This window comes from Janthinobacterium sp. 61 (assembly GCF_002846335.1).
In the GTDB taxonomy this organism is placed as follows: Bacteria; Pseudomonadota; Gammaproteobacteria; order Burkholderiales; family Burkholderiaceae_D; genus Janthinobacterium.
Genome location: NZ_PJMQ01000001.1, coordinates 4,515,914 through 4,534,167 on the forward strand (window position 1 = coordinate 4,515,914; position 18,254 = coordinate 4,534,167).

Consider the following 18,254-nt stretch of genomic DNA (forward strand, 5'->3'; position numbering starts at 1 on the left):
CAGATATGGGGACACGGGCCCAATTACTGGTCGATGCGCAGAACTTCCTGGGCGAGGGCGTGCGCTGGTGCGAACGCAGCGGTCGCGTTTTCTGGACGAATATCGAAGGCTGCCAGCTGCATGCGCTGGTGCTGGCCACGGGGGAGCGCCGGAGCTGGGCCATGCCCGAGCGCCTGGCGTGCTTTGCGCTGACGGCCAGCGACGACGTGCTGCTGCTGGGACTTGCCACCGGATTGGCCTGGTTTGACGCGCGCAGCGGCGCCGTCACGCTCCTGCACACGGTGGAGGCGGACTTGCCCATGACGCGCCTGAACGATGGCCGCTGCGACCGCCAGGGACGCTTTGTCTTTGGCACGCTCGATGAGCGCCCGTGCCGCGATGCCATCGCCAGCTTCTACCGCCTCAACCTGGACCTGAGCCTGGAATGCTTGCCGCTGCCGCAGATCGCCATCTCGAACAGCATCTGCTTCAGCGTCGATGGCACGGCCATGTACTTTTGCGACTCGATGAAGAAGGCGATCTACCGCTGGGATGATTACCTTGGGGGCGATGCCAGCCGGGTGCGCGTGTTTGCCGTGCTCGAGCCGGGGCCCGGCGCCGCCGACGGCGCCACCATCGATGCGGATGACCACCTGTGGAGCGCGCAGTGGGGCGCCGGTACGGTCTTGCGCTTCGCGCCGGACGGCAGCGTCGAGCGCGCGATCACCTTGCCCGTGTCGCAGCCCAGCTGCGTGAGCCTGGGTGGGCCCCACTACGACGAATTGTTCGTCACCACCGCTCAGGAGAGTTTGACGCCGGCGCAGCTGGCGAGCGAACCGCTGGCCGGTGGATTGTTTCATGCGCGCCAGGTGGATGTGCGCGGTTTGCCGGAAGTGCGCTTTGGCGCCCTGCCGGCCTGACAGGAGATAGCATATGCAAAAGCACACGGTTTTTGAGGGCATTATTGAACGGGGCATGGTGGGCATCGTACGCGCACCTTCGGCGCAGGCGGCCGTGCAGATCGCCGAGGCATGCATCGCCGGCGGTATCACGGCGCTGGAAGTGGCCTTCACGACGCCAGATACCCTGGGCGTGTTGCGCACCCTGCGGGAACGCCATGGTCATGACGTGCTGCTGGGTGCGGGCACGGTGCTTGATACCGAGACGGCGCGCGCCGCCATCCTGGCCGGCGCCCAGTTCATCATTTCGCCCGGCGTGAACGTGGAAACCATCGCGCTGTGCCAGCGCTACCAGGTGCTGGCCATGCCGGGGGCGATGACGCCGACGGAAATCGTCACGGCCCTGCAGGCGGGCGCCGATATCGTCAAGGTTTTCCCCGCCGAGATGTTCGGCCCCGCCTACATCAAGGCCCTGCGCGCCCCCTTGCCGCAAGCGCCATTGATGCCGACCGGCGGCGTGACGGTGGAGAACCTGCAGGAATGGTTTGCCAGCGGTGCCGTGGCCGTGGGTATCGGCAGCAGCCTGAGTGGACCGGGCGCCACGGGAGACTATGCGGCAGTGACGGCGCGCGCACAGGCCTTCGTGGCAAAGATGGCGTTGGTGCGCACGGCTAGATCTTCTGGCTAGCTCCCGCAGCGGGATAATTCTGCTACGCTAGGCGGGCAATGTCGCACGCCTAACCATGACCAGAATATGCCCAACATCGCCCGCATCCTGCAAGAGAGCCGCATCATCGCCATCGTCGGCATGTCCGACAAGCCCGAACGCGCCAGCCATGAAGTGGCAGATTACCTGTTGCAGCATGGCTACCGCGTGTTGCCCGTCAATCCGGCAATCGCAGGGCACGACGTGCTGGGGCAGCGCGCTTACGCCACCCTGACGGAGGCTGCGGCGGCTGTTGCGCCGGCGCGCATCGACATCGTCGACTGCTTCCGCAAGTCGGCAGATATTCTGCCCATCGCCGTGGAAGCCGTTGCCGTCAAGGCCGGCTGCCTGTGGCTGCAGCTCGACGTCGTCAATGAAGAGGCGGCGCAGCTGGCGCGGGCGGCGGGCCTGGACGTGGTGATGGACCATTGCACAAAAATCGAGCACCGCAAGCTGGCGGTGGCGGCATGAAGGCGCGCACGCAATTTCGTGCCGGGCAGGGCTTTGAGCTGAACGAGGAATTCGCCGGCAAGCGCCTGCTGGGCGCCGCCACCAAGGCGGCGAACAAGAAGCTGACGCCAGCCCAGTGCAAGGCCCTGGACCGCGAGGAAACCGTGGCGCTGACGGCGCAGATCGCCGAGTGCCAGAGCATGCTGTATGCGCAGCACAAGAAAAAGGTGCTGCTGGTCCTGCAGGGCATGGACACGTCGGGCAAGGATGGTACCGTCAAGGCCATCTTCAGCAATATCAACCCGATGGGCATTCGCGCCGTGGCGTTCAAGGGCCCCACCGATATCGAACTGGCGCACGATTACCTGTGGCGCGTGCACCAGCAGGTGCCCGTCAAGGGCGAGATCGCCATCTTCAATCGCAGCCATTATGAAGATGTACTGATCACGCGCGTGCAGGACATGATAGACAAGGCCGAATGCCAGCGCCGCTACGCGCAGATCCGCGATTTCGAGCGCATGCTGAGCGAAACGGGCACCGTCATCCTGAAAGTCTTCCTGCATATCTCCAAGGACGAGCAACGCGGACGGCTGCAGGAGCGGCTCGACGATCCAGACCGCCAGTGGAAGTTCGATCCCAACGATATCGCCCAGCGCAAGAAGTGGGATGGCTACCAGCGCGCCTATGAAACGGCGATCCGCGAGACGGATGCCGATCACGCGCCGTGGTACGTGGTGCCGTCCAATTCCAAGACCCAGCGCAACCTGGTGGTCGCCTCCCTGCTGCTGGAAACCCTGCAGGGCATGAAGCTGGAATACCCGGCGCCGGACCCGAAACTGTCGTCTTTCAAGGTCGAGTAGAGCTGAGGGCAGTTCAGCGCTGCGCCTGCGGAATCGGCCGCGCTGTGGCATAGTATCCCTCGTCGATAATTCAAACCAGACCGGAGATCCATATGCTGCAGTTGAAAGATCCTACCTTGTTGCGTCACCAGGCTTACGTGAATGGAGCCTGGGCAGATGCCGATGGTGGCCAGACGATTAATGTGAGCAATCCCGCCACCAGCGAGCATATCGGCACGGTGCCCCTGATGGGCGCAGCCGAGACGCGCCGCGCCATCGAGGCGGCCAATGCCGCCTGGCCTGCCTGGCGCAAGAAGACGGCCAAGGAGCGCGCGGCCGTGCTGCGCCGCTGGCATGACCTGATCCTGGAAAACGCCGACGACCTCGCGCTGATCATGACCACCGAGCAGGGTAAGCCGTTGCCGGAAGCGAAGGGCGAAGTGCAGTTCGGCGCCTCGTTCATCGAGTGGTTTGCCGAAGAAGGCAAGCGCGTCGCGGGCGATACCCTGCAATCGCCATGGCCTGACCGCCGCCTGGTCATCACCAAGGAGCCGATCGGCGTGTGCGCCGCCATCACGCCATGGAATTTCCCCGCCGCCATGATCACCCGCAAAGTCGGTCCGGCCCTGGCCGCCGGCTGCCCGATGGTCTTGAAACCGGCTGAAGCAACGCCGTTTTCGGCGCTGGCGCTGGCCGTGCTGGCCGAGCGCGCGGGCGTGCCTGCAGGCGTGTTCAGCATCGTCACGGGTGCGCCGAAAGACATCGGCGGCGAAATGACGTCGAACCCTATCGTGCGCAAGCTGACGTTTACGGGCTCGACTCAGGTGGGCCGCTTGCTGGCAGAGCAATGCGCGCCGACGATCAAGAAGCTGTCGCTGGAACTGGGCGGCAATGCGCCGTTCATCGTCTTTGACGACGCCGACCTGGACGCGGCCGTGGAAGGCGCCATCGCCTCGAAATACCGCAACGCGGGCCAGACTTGCGTCTGCGCCAATCGCCTGTACGTGCAGGACAGCGTGTATGACGCGTTTGCCGAAAAGCTGGTGGCCGCCGTGGCCAAGCTGAAGGTCGGCAATGGCATCGAGGCGGGCGTGACGCAAGGCCCGCTGATCGATGGCAAGGCCGTCGCCAAGGTGGAAGAGCACGTGGCCGATGCATTGGCCAAGGGCGGCCGCCTGCTGGCTGGCGGCAAGCGTCATGCGCTGGGCAACGGCTTTTTCGAGCCGACCATCATCGCCGATGTGACGAACGACATGCGCGTGGCGACGGAAGAAACCTTCGGCCCGCTGGCGCCCCTGTTCCGTTTCAAGACGGACGATGAAGTCATCGCCCTGGCCAACAACACGGAATTCGGCCTGGCCGCCTACTTTTATTCTCGCGACATCGGCCGCATCTGGCGCGTGGCAGAAGGCCTGGAAACGGGTATGGTTGGCGTCAACACGGGCCTGATCTCGAACGAGATCGCGCCCTTCGGCGGCGTCAAGCAATCGGGCCTGGGCCGTGAAGGGTCGACCTACGGTATCGAGGATTATCTCGTTATCAAGTACATCTGCATGGGCGGCATCTAAGGCATCCTAGCGTGAGCCGCGGCGCGCGGCGAGGCGGTCCAGCATGCCCTTGACCGCCTCCATCTGCGTGCCGCTCTTGCGGTAAAAATCCGGGTCGATCGGATTGATGCTGGTGTAGCCCCAGAAATCCCAGCAGCCTTTCGGGTTGTACGGGTAGACGGGGCTCGGTTCGGCTTGCGGATACAGCACGATGATCTTGTTGGCATCCGCCACCTGGTTGTAGCCGGTGCTGGTATAGAAACGGTCGCCGATCGCTTGCGTCGTTTGCAGGCAGCCGTGGAAGACCACATGCACGCGGCAGCTCTCGCTGTCGCAGGCTTTCGGGATGTAGGCGTAGCCTGTATTGTTCATGCTGGAGTACGCGTTCTGGATGAAGCTGCGCTGATTGAAGGCGATCAGCTTGCCCCTCAGGGTGCTCGACGAGGGCTGCAGGTCCGGGTACAGGTGCTGCAGGATGTCGCGCGCCTGCACGTAGTCGCAGTCGTTGATGAAGGGCGACTCCGTCACGGCGCAGGGCTTGTCCTGCTGGCTGTCGGTCAAGATGGCGTGGCCTGCGACTAGCGTGTCGACGAAGCGGATCTGCGCCGCCGGCGTGCCCGCCAATGCATAGAATTTTCCCACCTGCTCCACTACCGGCCGCGTCACGGTCTGGTCTTTCGTTCCGCTGAAAAGATAGATGCGCTGGCGTTTCAGGTTGGCCGTGTCGTCGATGAGACGGGCGCGCGCGAAGTCGTTGGCCGCGCGCAGCAATTCGCTGGCGACAGGCGGCGCCACCTGCGCGCTGCCGGGATTCATGCAGGTGCTCAGGGCATTCGTCAGATAGGGAATGTAGGGGAAGCGGCCCGGCTGGCCCGAACAGAAATACGGGCCGCCCGCGATGATGCCGGCACCGGCGACGGTGGCCGAGTAGGCGACGGCAAATTGCGCCGCCATGAAGCCGCCCGAGGACAGGCCCGATACGGTGGTCTGGCTCAGGTCAGCCTGGTAGGCGGGCAGGGCGGGGGCGTCTTTGCTCGCGGTGCCCGTCTTGACTGTCTTGACGGCCGTGGCGGCGGATGCGCCGTCTGGCGCCAGGATGAGCAGGCTGGCGGCCAGCAGGGTGGTGGGTAATGCGGTCAGTTGCGGGAAGGGCATGGCTACTCCACAGGGCAAGGGCAGGAAGGCCGAGCATAGGTAAAAAAACTGTGTGTTGGGCAAGTACTGCACCGTTCTTGATGCCGGTCAAGCAATTGCAGTGGTTGTGGCCATCATACGCGTGCGCGGCGTTTGACATAGAATGGTTTTTTTCCTTTTCGACCATGGTGCCCTTCATGTCCAAGACCCTTGCCCAGCTCTTCGCGCTGACCACCCTTGCCGCCAGTTCCGCCCTGGCCGTGCCAGCCCATGCTGCTGAAGCCGCTGCTGCCACGAGTGCTTCAGCGGCCGCTTGTCCTGCCATCCTCAAGCAGACATTCAAGCGCTTGCAGGATGAAGTACCGCAAAATCTGTGCCAGTACGCGGGCAAGGTCGTGCTGGTCGTGAATACGGCCAGTTATTGTGGTTTTACCAATCAATACGAAGGGCTCGAAGCGCTGTACGCGAAGTACGGCAGCAAGGGCCTGGTGGTGCTGGGTTTCCCGTCGAACGATTTTGGCAAGCAGGAACCCGGCAATAGCAAGGAAATCGCCGATTTCTGCTACAACACCTACGGCGTGAAGTTCCCCATGTTCGCCAAATCGGTGGTCTCCGGCCCCACGCCGAATCCGCTATACGTGGATCTGATCAAGCAAACGGGCAAGACGCCGGCCTGGAATTTCCATAAATACCTGATCGACCGCCATGGCAAGGTCGTCGACAGCTTCCCCAGCAAGGTGACGCCGGACGACAAGAAGCTGGTTGGCGCGGTGGAAAAAGCGCTGGCGATGTAAGTTGCCGATACACAAGCAGGCTTGAATGCCTGCTTTTTTTTAATGCCGTGCTTGTCGCCTTCCCATCATTGTCCTAAGCTGGTTGTTCGTGTTTGTCAAAACAACCATCAAGGAGAACATCATGGCGTATGTCGATGGATTTGTGGTGCCCGTACCGAAAGCCAAGCTCGATGCTTACCTGGCCATGTCGCGCGCCTGCGGCGCCGTCTGGCGCGAATATGGCGCGCTTGAATTTCGCGAATGCGTGGGCGACGACGTCAAACCCGGAAAGCTGACCTCGTTCCCGCAGGCGGTGGACTTGCAGGATGGCGAAGTGGTGGTGTTTTCATGGATCGTGTATGAGTCGCGCGCGAAGCGCGATGAAATCAACGACAAGGTCATGAAAGACCCCCGCCTGGCCGAGATGATGGATCCGGCCAAGCTGCCGTTCGATGGCAAGCGGATGATCTATGGTGGTTATGAAATGCGTGTGGATCTTTAAATAATTTCTGCCGGCAACGCCCCGCGCAGCGCATTGCACACGACAATCGCCTCTGCCTGCGCCAGCATGGCGCGCGTAATGATGGTTTCCTGCGCATCCCAGGCGGGATCGGCCAGCATGGCCGCGCGTTGCACGCCAGGCAGCAGGCCGCAGGACAGGGGCGGCGTATGCCAGCGGCCATCGAGCCGGATGAAGACATTGCTGCGTCCGCCCTCGGTCAGCTCACCCCGCTCGTTAAAGAACAGCATGTCGAAGCCGCCTTGCGCCTCGGCCGCGCGCCAGGCTGCATCGTAGTGCGCGCGCACGCTGCTCTTGTGGCGCAGGAACAGGTCGTTTGCCATCGTGGGGTCAGGCGCCAGCATGACATTGACCGTGGCTGGCAAGGGGGCCAGCGTGCCGCTTTGCACCGTAAACTGGCCATCCTGGCGCAGCGCCAGGCGCAGGCGGAAAGGGGCATCGTCGGGGCGTGCCGCGCAGGCCGCCTGCAGTGCGATGCGTGCAGCGTTGTCATCCCAGGCGAAATCGAAGTAGGCGCTGGAGGCGGCCAGGCGTGCCAGATGGCGCTCCTGCTGGCGGCAGCCACCGGCACGGCTGGCATGCAGGGTCTCGAACAGTTCGAAGTCGTTGCTCAGCCCCGTCAGGAAGCGGGCCTTGAGCTGACACTCCGCAAATTCCTCCTGCGGGTCGCTGTCGAGCACGATGCCGGCGCCCACGCCCATCTCGCCGCGCCGGATGCCGTTCGTCCCGGGTGCCTGCAGCGCCAGCGTGCGGATCGGTACGGACATGCAGAAGTCACCCACCGCGTGGGCAGCGCCGGCGGCGGGCGGATCGAACCAGCCGATGGCGCCCGTATAGATGCCGCGTGGCGCCCCCTCCAATTCGGCGATGATTTCCATGGTTCGCCGTTTTGGCGCGCCCGTGATTGAGCCGCATGGATACAAGGCCTGGAAAATATCGGCTAGGCTGGCATCTACGCGCAAGCGCGCCTGCACGGTGGAGGTCATTTGCAGCACGCTGCTGTAGCGCGTGACCTCGAACAGGGCCGGTACCTTGACGGACCCCGTGACGGCGATGCGGCCGATGTCGTTGCGCAGCAGGTCAACGATCATCAGGTTTTCCGCGCGATTCTTTGGATCATTGGCCAGGGCGCTGGCGCGGCGCGCGTTCTCTGCCACTTGATCCGCAGGGGCGGCCGGCGCCGTGCCTTTCATGGGACGCGCCGTCAGCTCGCCTTGCGCATGGCGCACGAACAGCTCCGGCGACAGTGACAGCAGTGCGCCGCCATCGGGCAGCATCACCAGCGCGCCGTAGGGTACGGGCTGGCGCGCACGCAGCCGCGCATACAGTGCCAGGGGCGAGCCGAAGGCGTCGAAGCGCAAACGATACGTATAGTTGACCTGGTAGGTGTCGCCTGCCACGATGTAGTCGTGGATGCGGTGCAGCGCGCGGGTGAATTCGGCTTGATCCACATTCGCGTGTATATCGGCCACGCCGGCCGGCGCGGCGTCCGCGCGGACGCGTTCGTCCAGCCACCGTGCCACCTCGTCCTGCGACAGCTGCGTGCATTGGTCAAAGACGAGTACTTGCGCCAGTGGCGGCGCGCCGGAGATGGCCGCGCGTGGCGGCATGGCCAGCAAATGCGCACCCAGCTCGTAGCTGCACACGCTGACGGCGTATTGGCCGCGTTCTAACGCCCCTTGCAGCCCCTGGAGCAGGGCCGGCCACTGTTCCCCCTCGGTACACCGCAAGACCGCCGCCAGGCCCGTGTACAGGCGCGAACCGGCGCCCGGGGTGCTGGCGTCGTCGAGCAGGGCGAAACAGTCGGTATGCATGGTGACAGCCGCGGCGGTGACTTACCCCAGCAGCATGGCGATTTGCAGCGCCGCTTCCTGGGATGGATTGATCTTGAAGCCGCTCTTGGCGTAGCGGTGCCAGCGTCCGATGACGAAGCTGACGATCAGGGTGGCGCGCGCCGCCACTTCGCTTTCCTTGCCATGGCCTTCGGCGGCGGCCACGCGCAAGGCCTGCTTGAGCGCCAGTTCCACGCGGTCGTAGAACTGGTTCATGCGTACTTGCAGGCGCTCGTCCTCATTGACCAGCGCATCGCCGATTAGCACGCGCGTCATGCCCGGATTGCTGATGGCAAAATTGAGCAGCATGCCGATGATGTCGCGCGTCTGCGTCATGCCGTCGCTGTGCTTGTCCGCGATCTGGTTGATTAGCCCGAAGACGCTCGACTCGATGAATTCGATCAGCCCTTCGAACATTTGCGCCTTGCTGGCGAAATGTCGGTACAGGGCCGCTTCCGACACGGCCAGTCTGGCCGCCAGTGCGGCAGTAGTGATCTTTTCGCCTTTCGGCTGCTCCAGCATTGCGGCGAGGGCCTGAAGAATTTGTAGCCTGCGTTGGCCCGGCGGTGTGCTTGCCATATTTTCTCTTGTCGTTAAAAAAAATGCTGCCTTGATGGGGAGGTCCGTCACCGCCGCTAGCGGTGTGGCTTCCGGCGTCAACCGGAAGCGCAGGAGTCCCCTTCAACGCAGACGGTGAAGGCGGCGTGCCAAATGCCGGACAGATTTTACTTTGACATCGACGTAAGCGGGGCGATTTAACGCCTTGGGCAACTTCGCCACGCCGATCGGATCGGCCATTTTCAGGTATTGCGTTACCCAGGCCGTACGCAGGCCCAGTCTTTTTGCGCCCTTCAGGTTGGCCAGGGTGTCTTCCACCAGGATGCAGCGGCCAGGGCGGATCTGGTGCTTGCGCATCAGTTTGCGCAGCATCAGGGTCGATGGCTTGGGCCGCAGCTGGCGGTGCACATGCATCGCCTCGATGGCGATATGCTGCGCAAAGTGCTGGCGCAGGCCCAGGTGGCGCATCACGTCGCTCGAATAGCGCAGCGGCGCGTTGGTGAGTAAAATTTTACGGCCTGGCAGGCGTCTGAGTAAAGCCCCCAACCCCCGCTCTGCGCGTATCATGGCGCGCAAATCGTCGAAGGTATGCGTCTCGTGGAGGAAGTGCGCGGCCTGCACCTGATGGTGCTTGACCATGCCCAGCAAGGTGGCGCCATAGCGGCGCCAGTAGGCCGCGCGCGCCGCATTGACGATGGCGTCGTCGGCTGGCGTCACGCCGTCGCCCAGTACGCGGGCAATATACGTGTTCATATTGGCCGTGATGGTGGGGAAAATGGCATGCGAGGCATTGTGCAGCGTGTTGTCGAGGTCAAACAGCCACACCGGCGACGAGCGGTTAAGATGGGACACAGGCACAAGAGTCTTTGCTAGCGAGAGAAGATGAAAAATTCAACAATCAGGAAAACCATGCGACGCCAGATTATAGTGATGTTTTGCGGATTATTCTTGCTGCCGTTGCAGGCTGCCTTGGCGGAAGCGCCGCCCGTGGCGCAAAACCGGGGCGCCCTGTTCAAGGTGCAGGATGCCAGCCACACCTTGTATTTGTTCGGTACCATCCATGTGGGCGCGCCCGATTTTTATCCGCTGGAGCCGACCGTAACGCAGGCATTGGAAGGCGCCGGGGCGCTGGCGCTGGAGATCGATCCCGGCGCCGATCCGCGCGCCGCACTGGGCGCCGTGCTGAAATACGGCATGGAGGCACCGGGTAGCAAAGTACCGATTGACTGCCGCCAGACCCTGGCGCCGCGCTTGGCGCCGCTGTTGCAAAAATACGGCATTGCAGCCGAATCGGTGGCGCCGATGAAGCCGTGGATGCTGGCCAGCATGCTGGCCATCGGCGAATTTTCCACCCTCGGCTACCGCTCCGACCTGGCGGTGGACAATTATCTGTCGCAGCAGGCCAAGGCGCGCAAGATCCCCGTGGTGGAACTCGAATCGATGGAAGGCCAGATGGCGCTGTTTGGCGCCATGTCGCCGGTCGACCAGTGCCGCTTCCTGGAAGACGGCGTGGCGTCGATCGAAGATCAGGAACAAAGCCAGGAAGCGCGCGAGATCGCCAACGCCTGGCGCACGGCCGACGCGGCCGCCTTTGACAAGCTGGCTGCGAAAGCGGCAACAGACCCTTCGTTCGCCGCGCAATTCGTGCAAAAAGTGCTGCTCGATGGCCGCAACCCGGCCCTGGCCGACGGCATCGCCAAGCTGCTGGCGCGCGAAAAGCACAGCCTGGCCGCCATCGGCGTGCTGCATCTGGTCGGAACGAAAAGCGTGCCGGATTTGTTGCGTCAGAAGGGTTTGAAGGTCGAGCGGGTGTATTGAAACGCGCAGTAGATGCGGGCTACAGATAGCAGAGCAGATGGAAAAGTGTTCAGGGCAAGGCGTCCTGACGAAGACAGTACGAATGTACGGCGAGGAAGGACAACGCCGCCATGGACAGTTTTTCAGCTGCGGGGAAAGGATACTGGTGCCCTTGACGTGGATCGAACACGTGGCCTCTCCCTTACCAAGGGAGTGCTCTACCACTGAGCTACAAGGGCAAATTAAAAGCGGCGCCAGGTGATCTGCGCCGCCAAACTACTCGCTGTGATGCATTGCGATTTTTTTAGTGCGAACGGATCATAGTACCAAAAGCCTGTTCGGTCAACACTTCCAGCAATAATGAGTGTTCGATGCGGCCATCGATGATGTGCACCGTGTTCACGCCGGACTTGGCGGCGTCGAGCGCGGACGAGATCTTTGGCAGCATGCCGCCCGAGATCGTGCCATCGGCGAACATCTCGTCGATTTCACGCGCCGACAGATCGGTCACTAGGTTGCCCTGCTTGTCCTGGACGCCGGCGATGTTGGTCATCATGATCAGCTTTTCCGCTTTCAGGATTTCCGCGATTTTTCCCGCCACGACGTCGGCGTTGATGTTGTAGGCCTGGCCGTCCTGGCCGAAACCGATCGGCGAGATGATGGGGATGAAGGCGTCGTCCTGCAGCGCCTTGACGACCGCCGGGTTGATCGCGTCGATCTCGCCCACAAAGCCGATGTCGAGGAATTCGCCCGGATGTTCGCGGTCCGGCATCTGCATCTTGCGCGCGCGGATCAAGCCGCCATCCTTGCCCGTCAGGCCGACCGCCTGGCCACCGTAATGGTTGATCAGCATGACGATATCCTGCTGTACTTCGCCGCCCAGCACCCACTCCACCACTTCCATGGTTTCTTCATCGGTGATGCGCATGCCTTGCACGAAGGTGCCCTGCTTGCCGATCTTTTTCAGCGCGTTGTCGATCTGCGGTCCGCCGCCGTGTACCACGACCGGGTTCATGCCGACGAGCTTGAGCAGAATGACGTCGCGCGCGAAGCCGTGCTTCAGGCGTTCGTCCGTCATGGCATTGCCACCGTATTTGATGACGATGGTCTTGCCATGGAAATTGCGAATGTAGGGAAGGGCCTCGGCCAGAATCTGCGCCTTGATTTGCGGCGACACCGCCGTCAAGTCGTCATTCATGTCCAGGTTCAAGTTAGCTAGTTGATTCATGGCGAGTCCGGAAAATAGATTTGTGAGATTTTACAGGGAAGAAGAAAATCTTGGAGGCATTATAGGGCGATCTTGTTGTATTTTCCCTGATGATCCTATAGTCTGGTCCGATATGTTCGCCAGCCAGCCCTTTTACTGCCAGTTACATCTGCGTCGCACCCCGGTGCAGCATGACACACACTTGCCAATTCAAACACAGCCATGAGCCAGTGCACTCTCTGCGGCGCCACCTTCCAGTGTGGCCAGACTGCCCCGCAGACCAGCGAACCATGCTGGTGCACGGCCTTGCCGCCCGCCATGCCCGTGCCCGGTAGTCGCGCCATCGGCTGCTGGTGCCCGGCCTGCCTTCAAGCGCATATTGCCACCCTGACACCTCCTCTAAAAGCGGTCACGTCGACCAATTAAGCGCTTCGGTACAAATTGCTTTGCAATAAACCTTGCTTTCCGTAGGGGAATACGGTCAGACTTCGATTCTAAAGAATTTCTGACAGGAAAGTCATGCGCTTCAGGGATATCCGCATCGGCGTGCGCATCAATGCCGGTTATGCCATCTTGATCATGTTGATGCTGGTCGTCATTGTCCTGGCGGGCAGCCGCATCTATGCCATCCGCGCCGAGACCGACGATATCCTGCAGCGCGACTGGGTCGCCGCCAAGGCCACCAGCAAGATCCATGGGCTGGCGCGCGAGGCGGCCACGCGCATCGGCAACCTGCCGAACCAGCACGAGCTGGCACGGCGCCAGGAGAATCAGGCGCGCCTGGAAGCGATCAAGCAAGGCATCGATGAGCAGGTGCGCATCCTCGATGGTCTCGATGCGCGGCCCGAGGAACGGCGCCTGCTGGAGCAGATGCATCTTGCACGCGCCGACTACTATGTTTCGCTCAAGGCGATGTTCGAACTGATCGAGCGCGGCGAGGATGCCCGCGCCGAGCAGGCCATGCAGACGCAGACCTTGCCGGTGCTGGAAAAGGTGTTGCTGTATGTGGGGCAGCTCGATGAGTTGCATCAGCAATTGATACGCGACAGCGCGGCCAGGATACGCAACGATATCGATACATCGCTGATCCTGATGGGCGGCATCGGGCTGGCAGCCCTGTTGATCGGCCTGGCCTTTGCCTGGTCGGCGCGCTCGATCACGCGTCCGCTGGGCGAGGCGGTTGCAATCGCTACGCGCGTGGCCAACGGCGACTTCAGTTCCGTCATCGAAGTGACGTCGCGCGATGAGACGGGCGAATTGCTGCAGGCGCTGAAAAACATGAGTACCAGCCTGGCCGTCGAGCAGGACCTGCGCCATGCCGTTGAAGTGGCCGAGGATGCGACCAAGATGAAGTCGGACTTCCTGGCCAATATGTCGCACGAGATCCGCACGCCGATGAACGGTATCATCGGCATGACCCACCTGGCGCTGCAGACGGAGCTCACATCGACCCAGCGCAATTACCTGGAAAAGGTGGAGTCGGCTTCGAAGAACCTGCTGGCCATCATCGACGACATCCTCGATTTCTCGAAGATCGAGGCGGGCAAGATGGCCTTTGAAAAAGTCGATTTTTTCCTCGAGGACGTGCTGGCGCAGATCGCTGACCTTTCCGTGATGCGGGCCCAGGACAAGGGACTCGAACTGCTGTTCGACATCGGCCACGATGTGCCGAACGCATTGCAGGGCGATCCGCTGCGCCTGGGCCAGGTACTCATCAATCTGACCAACAATGCCATCAAATTTACAGACAAGGGCGAGATCGTCGTCAGCATCCGCTTGCAGCAGCTGGAAGAACATGCGGCGGTGCTGCGTGTCGATGTGCGCGACACGGGCATCGGCCTGACGCCGCCCCAGCGCAGCAAGTTGTTCCAGGCATTTACCCAGGCCGACACCTCCACAACGCGCCACCATGGCGGCACGGGCCTGGGACTGACGATCAGCAAGCGCCTGGTGGAAATGATGGAAGGCGAGATCGACCTGGTCAGCGAAGCGGGTGTGGGCAGCACCTTTTTCTTCACCGCCCGCTTCGGCCTGGCCGCCGTGCCGCGCGATAGCTTGCCAGTACCACAGCAGTTTGATGGCCTGCGCGTGCTGGTGGTCGACGACAACCCCAGTGCGCGCGAAATCTTCGTCAGCATGCTGACGGCGCTGGGCTTCGAGGCGCGTGCCGTGTTTGGCGGCGTGCTGGCCATCGGCGCCGTGGCGCAGGCGCGCGCAGAGGGGCGCCCCTACGGGCTAGTGCTGATGGACTGGAAAATGCCGGGCATGAACGGCCTCGATACCCTGGCCGGCATCCGTGCCGATGCCGCCGGCACCGATGCTACGCCGGCCTGCATCATGGTCACGGCCTTCCATCGCGAAGCGCTGCTGGAGGCGGCGCGCCAGCGGGAGTTGCCGCTCGATGGCGTATTGAACAAGCCGGTCAGCGCCTCGACCCTGCTCGACCAGATATCGTTCGTGTTTGGCGGCGTGACAGGGCAGAGTCGCAAAACGCAGCGCCAGAGCAGCTACCGCGACGACGAACGCGCCCTGCGCGGTGCCTGGCTGCTGCTGGTGGAGGATAATGAGGTGAACCAGGAAGTGGCTCAGCATATTCTCAACGATGCGGGCATCCGTGTCGACATCGCCAGCAATGGTGCCATCGCGCTGGCGAAGATCGAGGAAAACGCTTATGACGGCGTATTGATGGATTGCCAGATGCCAGTGATGGATGGCTACCAGGCGACGCGAAAACTGCGCCAGGATCCCCGCTATTCGAATTTGCCCGTGATCGCCATGACGGCCAATGCCATGGTGGGCGACAAGGAAAAATGCCTGGACGCCGGCATGAACGATTTTATCGCCAAGCCGATCGACGTGGCGCAGCTGTTCGGTACCCTGGCGCGCTGGATCGCGCCGGCCACGCCGCAGGAAATGACGGCGGTGGTGGCACAGCCGGAAGCGGAGCTGCCCGTGATCGCCGGCTTGAAAATGGCTGAAGCCATGCGGCGCGTGGGAGGCAATGCCACTTTGATGCGAAAATTGCTGGATCGTTTTGTGGAAACCCAGTTCGATGCCATGCAGCGCATCGTCGCCGCTATCGAGAACAACCAGCTCGAGACGGCGATCCGCGAAGCGCATACCCTGAAGGGCCTGGCCGGCAATATTGGCGCCGGCGGCCTGGCCGACAGCGCCGCGCGGGTCGAGCACCTGCTCAGCCTGGGTTCGCACGATGGCTTGCCGCAGGCCCTGGCTGCCTGCACCCTGGTGCTCGACGAACTGGTGCCGAAGATCGTGCTGGCCATGCAGTCGCGCGGCAATGCGGCCGAGGCGGGCAGCGCGGCGGGGGCGCAAGTGGCCCCGGTCGACCGGGCGCACCTGGAAGCGGGTTTGCGCGAACTGTCGCAACTGCTGCTGCAGGACGATGCGCAGGCCGTCAAACACCTCGACGGCATCGGTCCCGTACTGGTTGCGGCGGGGCAGGCGGAACATGCGCGCCAATTGAAGCGCATGCTGGGACAATACGATTTCGAAGGTGCGCTGGCGCAGCTGGGCGAGGTGGCCGAAGCGCTGGAGCTGACACTGTGACAAGGACAGATATGCAGAACGAAGGACGGGCATGAGAGCGCCGGCAAGCAAGCCAACCATCCTGGTGGTCGACGACACGCCAGACAATATCGACCTGCTGCGCGCGGTGCTGGAAGACGATTATCGCACCAAGATCGCCGTCAATGGCGAGCGCGCCCTGAAGATCGCCGCCGGCGGCGATCAGCCCGACCTGATCCTGCTCGACATCATGATGCCGGGCATGAGCGGCTACGATGTGTGCCGCGCGCTGAAGGCCGATCCCGCCACGGCCGGCATACCCGTGATTTTCGTGACCGCCATGAGCGAAGTGGCCGACGAGCAGCTGGGCCTGGCCCTGGGCGCCGTCGACTACATCACCAAGCCGATTTCGGCGCCCATCGTGCTGGCGCGCATCAGGACGCAGCTGGCGATGAAGCAGATGCAGGATTTTTTGCGCGACCAGAACCAGTACCTGGAAACGGAAGTGGAGCGCCGCGTGCAGGAGGTCAAGGCGCTGCAGGACGTCACCATCCACGCCATGGCCTCGCTGGCCGAGACGCGCGACAGCGAGACGGGCAACCATATCCGCCGCACCTCGCACTACCTGAAGGCACTGGCCGAGAAAGTGCGCGGCTTGCCGCGTTTCCGCGATTTTTTGACGGACAAGAATATCGAACTGCTGTTCAAGACGGCGCCGCTGCACGATATCGGCAAGGTGGGCATCCCCGATCATATCCTGCTCAAGCCAGGGCGTTTCGAACCGCACGAAATGGCCATCATGAAGACGCACACCACGCTGGGACGCGACGCCATCCTGGCGGCCGAACACGAGCTGGGCATCGAAGTCGATTTCCTCAAGTATGCAAAGGAGATCGCCTACAGCCACCACGAGAAATGGGATGGCAGCGGCTACCCGCAGGGGCTGGCTGGCGAAGCCATCCCGATTTCGGCGCGCCTGATGGCGCTGGCCGACGTGTATGACGCCCTGATCAGCCGTCGCATCTACAAGCAGGGCATGGAGCATGCGCAGGCCGTGCAGATCATCGTCGATGGGCGCGGCTCGCATTTTGACGCCGAGATCGTCGACGCCTTCCTGGAAATCCAGGAGCAGTTCATCGCCATCTCCGACCGCTATGCCGACGGCGTGTGCGAGATCGCCGACAAGCAGCGGCAGATCGCGCCCTTCGCCGAAAACATCAGCTGACGGTTTTGAAAAAGCGCAGCATCTCTCGGCTGGCGTCCGGGCCTTTGCCGTCGGTATAACTTCCGCTGCCGCTGCCGCCGGACCAGGCATGGCCGGCGCCGTGGATGACCCAGTGTTCACCCAGCGGTGAGCCGTCCGCCTGGCTGTGCGTGGTGCGCGTGTAGCGGTGGCCATTCGGCACGCTGCCATCGATGGAGTCGGCCCTGGCAGCTTTGCCGCCCGCCTGGCTGCGCACGCCCTGGGCGATCAGTTCATCGCCGTTGCGCGGGTTGACGGTGGTGTCGCGGTCGCCATGGAAGACGATGATGGGCACGCCCCCCGCCGGCGCCTTGCGCTGGGCATTGGGCATGGCGCCGCCCTTCATGGCTGCCAGCGCCGACGGCAAGTCCTGAGCTGAGGCGAAGGGCAGGCCCGAATGCACGCCGACGGCGGCGAACAAGTCCGGGTACAGGGTGCCGACGATGACGGCCATGGCGCCCCCCGCCGACAAGCCGGCGACGAACACTTCGCGTTCATTCACCGGGTAGTCGTCGATGACTTGCTGGGCGATGCCGGCGATCAGCGATGGTTCGCCCTGGTCGCGCTGCTGGTCGATGGCATTGAACCAGTTCCAGCAGCGTGAACTGTTGGCGCCCTGCGTTTGCGCCGGGTAGACGACAAAACATTCCTTTTCTTCGGCCAGCGCGTTCATCTGTGTACCGGCGGCGAAATCGTCGGGATTTTGCGTACAGCCGTGCAGCATGACGATCAGCGGCATGGCCTGGCCGTGGTAGCTGCTCGGGATATACAGTTTGTACGAACGCGTGCCCGCATGGTTGCGGTACACACCGTCGATGAACTGCGCGCCAGCGGGTATTTCCACCGGCGTGATGCCCGGCGCGTTGAATCCGGGCGTGTGGAAATTCGGCAGGTCGAAGCTGGGCATGTCGAAGCCGTGCTGGCCCAGGCCGGCGGGCACGCCCAGGCGCGCCATGAAATCCTGCGCGAAGTCCTGCGCCGCCTGCGCGGGCGTGGGTGGCGCGGCAGGCGTCTCTGGCGCGGCGGCAGCTTGCGACTGCTCGGCCCTGGCCTGCGCTGGTGTCGGCGGGGGATTGATATCACGCATGGGAGGCGCTGGCGTGGACGCTGCCGTCGGCGCCAGACCGGCGGCAGACAGCGCCTGCTGGATGGCTGCGGTGGCGGCGGCGGGACCTTGGCCCATCAGATTGCGGGTTGCGGCGCGCATGTGCGCCAACATGTTGAGTGGTAGTTTCATGACCATCC

17 protein-coding genes and 1 tRNA gene are annotated in these 18,254 nt (G+C 62.9%); 11 read left to right on the plus strand and 7 right to left on the minus strand.

The window, feature by feature from the left end; all coding sequences use genetic code 11:
• Positions 1 to 5: 5 nt before the first annotated feature.
• The 5 genes from CLU92_RS20430 to gabD all read left to right on the plus strand — a co-directional run bounded on the left by CLU92_RS20430 (position 6) and on the right by gabD (position 4,441).
• On the plus strand, positions 6 to 899 hold the full coding sequence (locus CLU92_RS20430; RefSeq protein ID WP_101483383.1) for an SMP-30/gluconolactonase/LRE family protein: 894 nt from the start codon (positions 6 to 8) through the stop codon (positions 897 to 899).
• Between the two features lie 13 nt (positions 900 to 912).
• Entirely contained in the window at positions 913 to 1,566 is a 654-nt protein-coding gene (locus tag CLU92_RS20435; protein ID WP_101483384.1) for a bifunctional 2-keto-4-hydroxyglutarate aldolase/2-keto-3-deoxy-6-phosphogluconate aldolase, read from the plus strand.
• A 66-nt stretch (positions 1,567 to 1,632) separates the two neighbouring features.
• Positions 1,633 to 2,055 carry a CoA-binding protein gene (locus CLU92_RS20440; protein ID WP_101483385.1) on the plus strand — a complete coding sequence of 141 codons (423 nt, stop codon included), beginning with the start codon at positions 1,633 to 1,635 and terminating at the stop codon, positions 2,053 to 2,055.
• On the plus strand, positions 2,052 to 2,894 hold the full coding sequence (locus tag CLU92_RS20445; RefSeq protein WP_101483386.1) for a PPK2 family polyphosphate kinase: 843 nt from the start codon (positions 2,052 to 2,054) through the stop codon (positions 2,892 to 2,894). The genes CLU92_RS20440 and CLU92_RS20445 overlap by 4 nt, the downstream gene beginning before the upstream one ends.
• Positions 2,895 to 2,986: 92 nt before the next feature.
• The gene (gabD, locus tag CLU92_RS20450; RefSeq protein ID WP_101483387.1) at positions 2,987 to 4,441 is read left to right on the plus strand and encodes an NADP-dependent succinate-semialdehyde dehydrogenase; all 1,455 of its coding nucleotides are present in this window, start codon (positions 2,987 to 2,989) and stop codon (positions 4,439 to 4,441) included.
• A gap of 6 nt (positions 4,442 to 4,447) precedes the next feature.
• Here the strand turns inward: gabD and CLU92_RS20455 are convergent, their stop codons facing one another.
• Positions 4,448 to 5,575, minus strand: a complete 1,128-nt coding sequence (locus CLU92_RS20455) for a poly(3-hydroxybutyrate) depolymerase (RefSeq protein WP_101483388.1) — start codon at positions 5,573 to 5,575, stop codon at positions 4,448 to 4,450.
• A gap of 176 nt (positions 5,576 to 5,751) precedes the next feature.
• Between CLU92_RS20455 and CLU92_RS20460 the strand changes: the two genes are divergently transcribed.
• Together CLU92_RS20460 and CLU92_RS20465 are read left to right on the plus strand one after the other, a co-directional pair.
• Positions 5,752 to 6,348, plus strand: a complete 597-nt coding sequence (locus CLU92_RS20460; protein ID WP_101484800.1) for a glutathione peroxidase — start codon at positions 5,752 to 5,754, stop codon at positions 6,346 to 6,348.
• Positions 6,349 to 6,469: 121 nt separating this feature from the next.
• A complete protein-coding gene (locus CLU92_RS20465) occupies positions 6,470 to 6,829 on the plus strand; it encodes a DUF1428 domain-containing protein (protein ID WP_076565604.1) in 360 nt (119 codons plus the stop codon).
• On the opposite strand, the gene pabB is transcribed toward CLU92_RS20465, so the two are convergent.
• From pabB to CLU92_RS20480, 3 genes are all read right to left on the minus strand, one after another.
• Complete coding sequence (gene pabB, locus CLU92_RS20470; RefSeq protein ID WP_101483389.1) at positions 6,826 to 8,661, minus strand: aminodeoxychorismate synthase component I; 1,836 nt, start codon at positions 8,659 to 8,661, stop codon at positions 6,826 to 6,828. The genes CLU92_RS20465 and pabB overlap by 4 nt on opposite strands.
• 21 nt (positions 8,662 to 8,682) lie before the next feature.
• A complete protein-coding gene (gene slmA / locus CLU92_RS20475) occupies positions 8,683 to 9,258 on the minus strand; it encodes a nucleoid occlusion factor SlmA (RefSeq protein WP_092798863.1) in 576 nt (191 codons plus the stop codon).
• A gap of 102 nt (positions 9,259 to 9,360) precedes the next feature.
• Positions 9,361 to 10,095, minus strand: coding sequence for a pyrimidine 5'-nucleotidase (locus CLU92_RS20480; protein ID WP_101483390.1), 735 nt, complete (start codon positions 10,093 to 10,095; stop codon positions 9,361 to 9,363).
• Between the two features lie 90 nt (positions 10,096 to 10,185).
• Here CLU92_RS20480 and CLU92_RS20485 point away from each other — a divergent pair, with 90 nt between their 5' ends.
• The gene (locus CLU92_RS20485) at positions 10,186 to 11,055 is read left to right on the plus strand and encodes a TraB/GumN family protein (RefSeq protein WP_257561134.1); all 870 of its coding nucleotides are present in this window, start codon (positions 10,186 to 10,188) and stop codon (positions 11,053 to 11,055) included.
• 143 nt (positions 11,056 to 11,198) lie between these two features.
• Here CLU92_RS20485 and CLU92_RS20490 read toward each other — a convergent pair.
• Positions 11,199 to 11,273: transfer RNA gene (locus CLU92_RS20490), tRNA-Thr, on the minus strand.
• Positions 11,274 to 11,338: 65 nt separating this feature from the next.
• Entirely contained in the window at positions 11,339 to 12,232 is an 894-nt protein-coding gene (gene argB / locus CLU92_RS20495; RefSeq protein ID WP_010393729.1) for an acetylglutamate kinase, read from the minus strand.
• A gap of 231 nt (positions 12,233 to 12,463) precedes the next feature.
• Between argB and CLU92_RS20500 the strand changes: the two genes are divergently transcribed.
• From CLU92_RS20500 to CLU92_RS20510, 3 genes are all read left to right on the plus strand, one after another.
• Positions 12,464 to 12,667 carry a cysteine-rich CWC family protein gene (locus CLU92_RS20500; protein WP_101483392.1) on the plus strand — a complete coding sequence of 68 codons (204 nt, stop codon included), beginning with the start codon at positions 12,464 to 12,466 and terminating at the stop codon, positions 12,665 to 12,667.
• A gap of 93 nt (positions 12,668 to 12,760) precedes the next feature.
• On the plus strand, positions 12,761 to 15,808 hold the full coding sequence (locus CLU92_RS20505) for a response regulator (protein WP_101483393.1): 3,048 nt from the start codon (positions 12,761 to 12,763) through the stop codon (positions 15,806 to 15,808).
• 31 nt (positions 15,809 to 15,839) lie between these two features.
• Positions 15,840 to 16,991, plus strand: a complete 1,152-nt coding sequence (locus tag CLU92_RS20510; RefSeq protein WP_101483394.1) for a two-component system response regulator — start codon at positions 15,840 to 15,842, stop codon at positions 16,989 to 16,991.
• Here CLU92_RS20510 and CLU92_RS20515 read toward each other — a convergent pair.
• Positions 16,984 to 18,246 carry a PHB depolymerase family esterase gene (locus tag CLU92_RS20515; RefSeq protein WP_257561135.1) on the minus strand — a complete coding sequence of 421 codons (1,263 nt, stop codon included), beginning with the start codon at positions 18,244 to 18,246 and terminating at the stop codon, positions 16,984 to 16,986. The genes CLU92_RS20510 and CLU92_RS20515 overlap by 8 nt on opposite strands.
• Between the last annotated feature and the right edge of the window lie 8 nt (positions 18,247 to 18,254).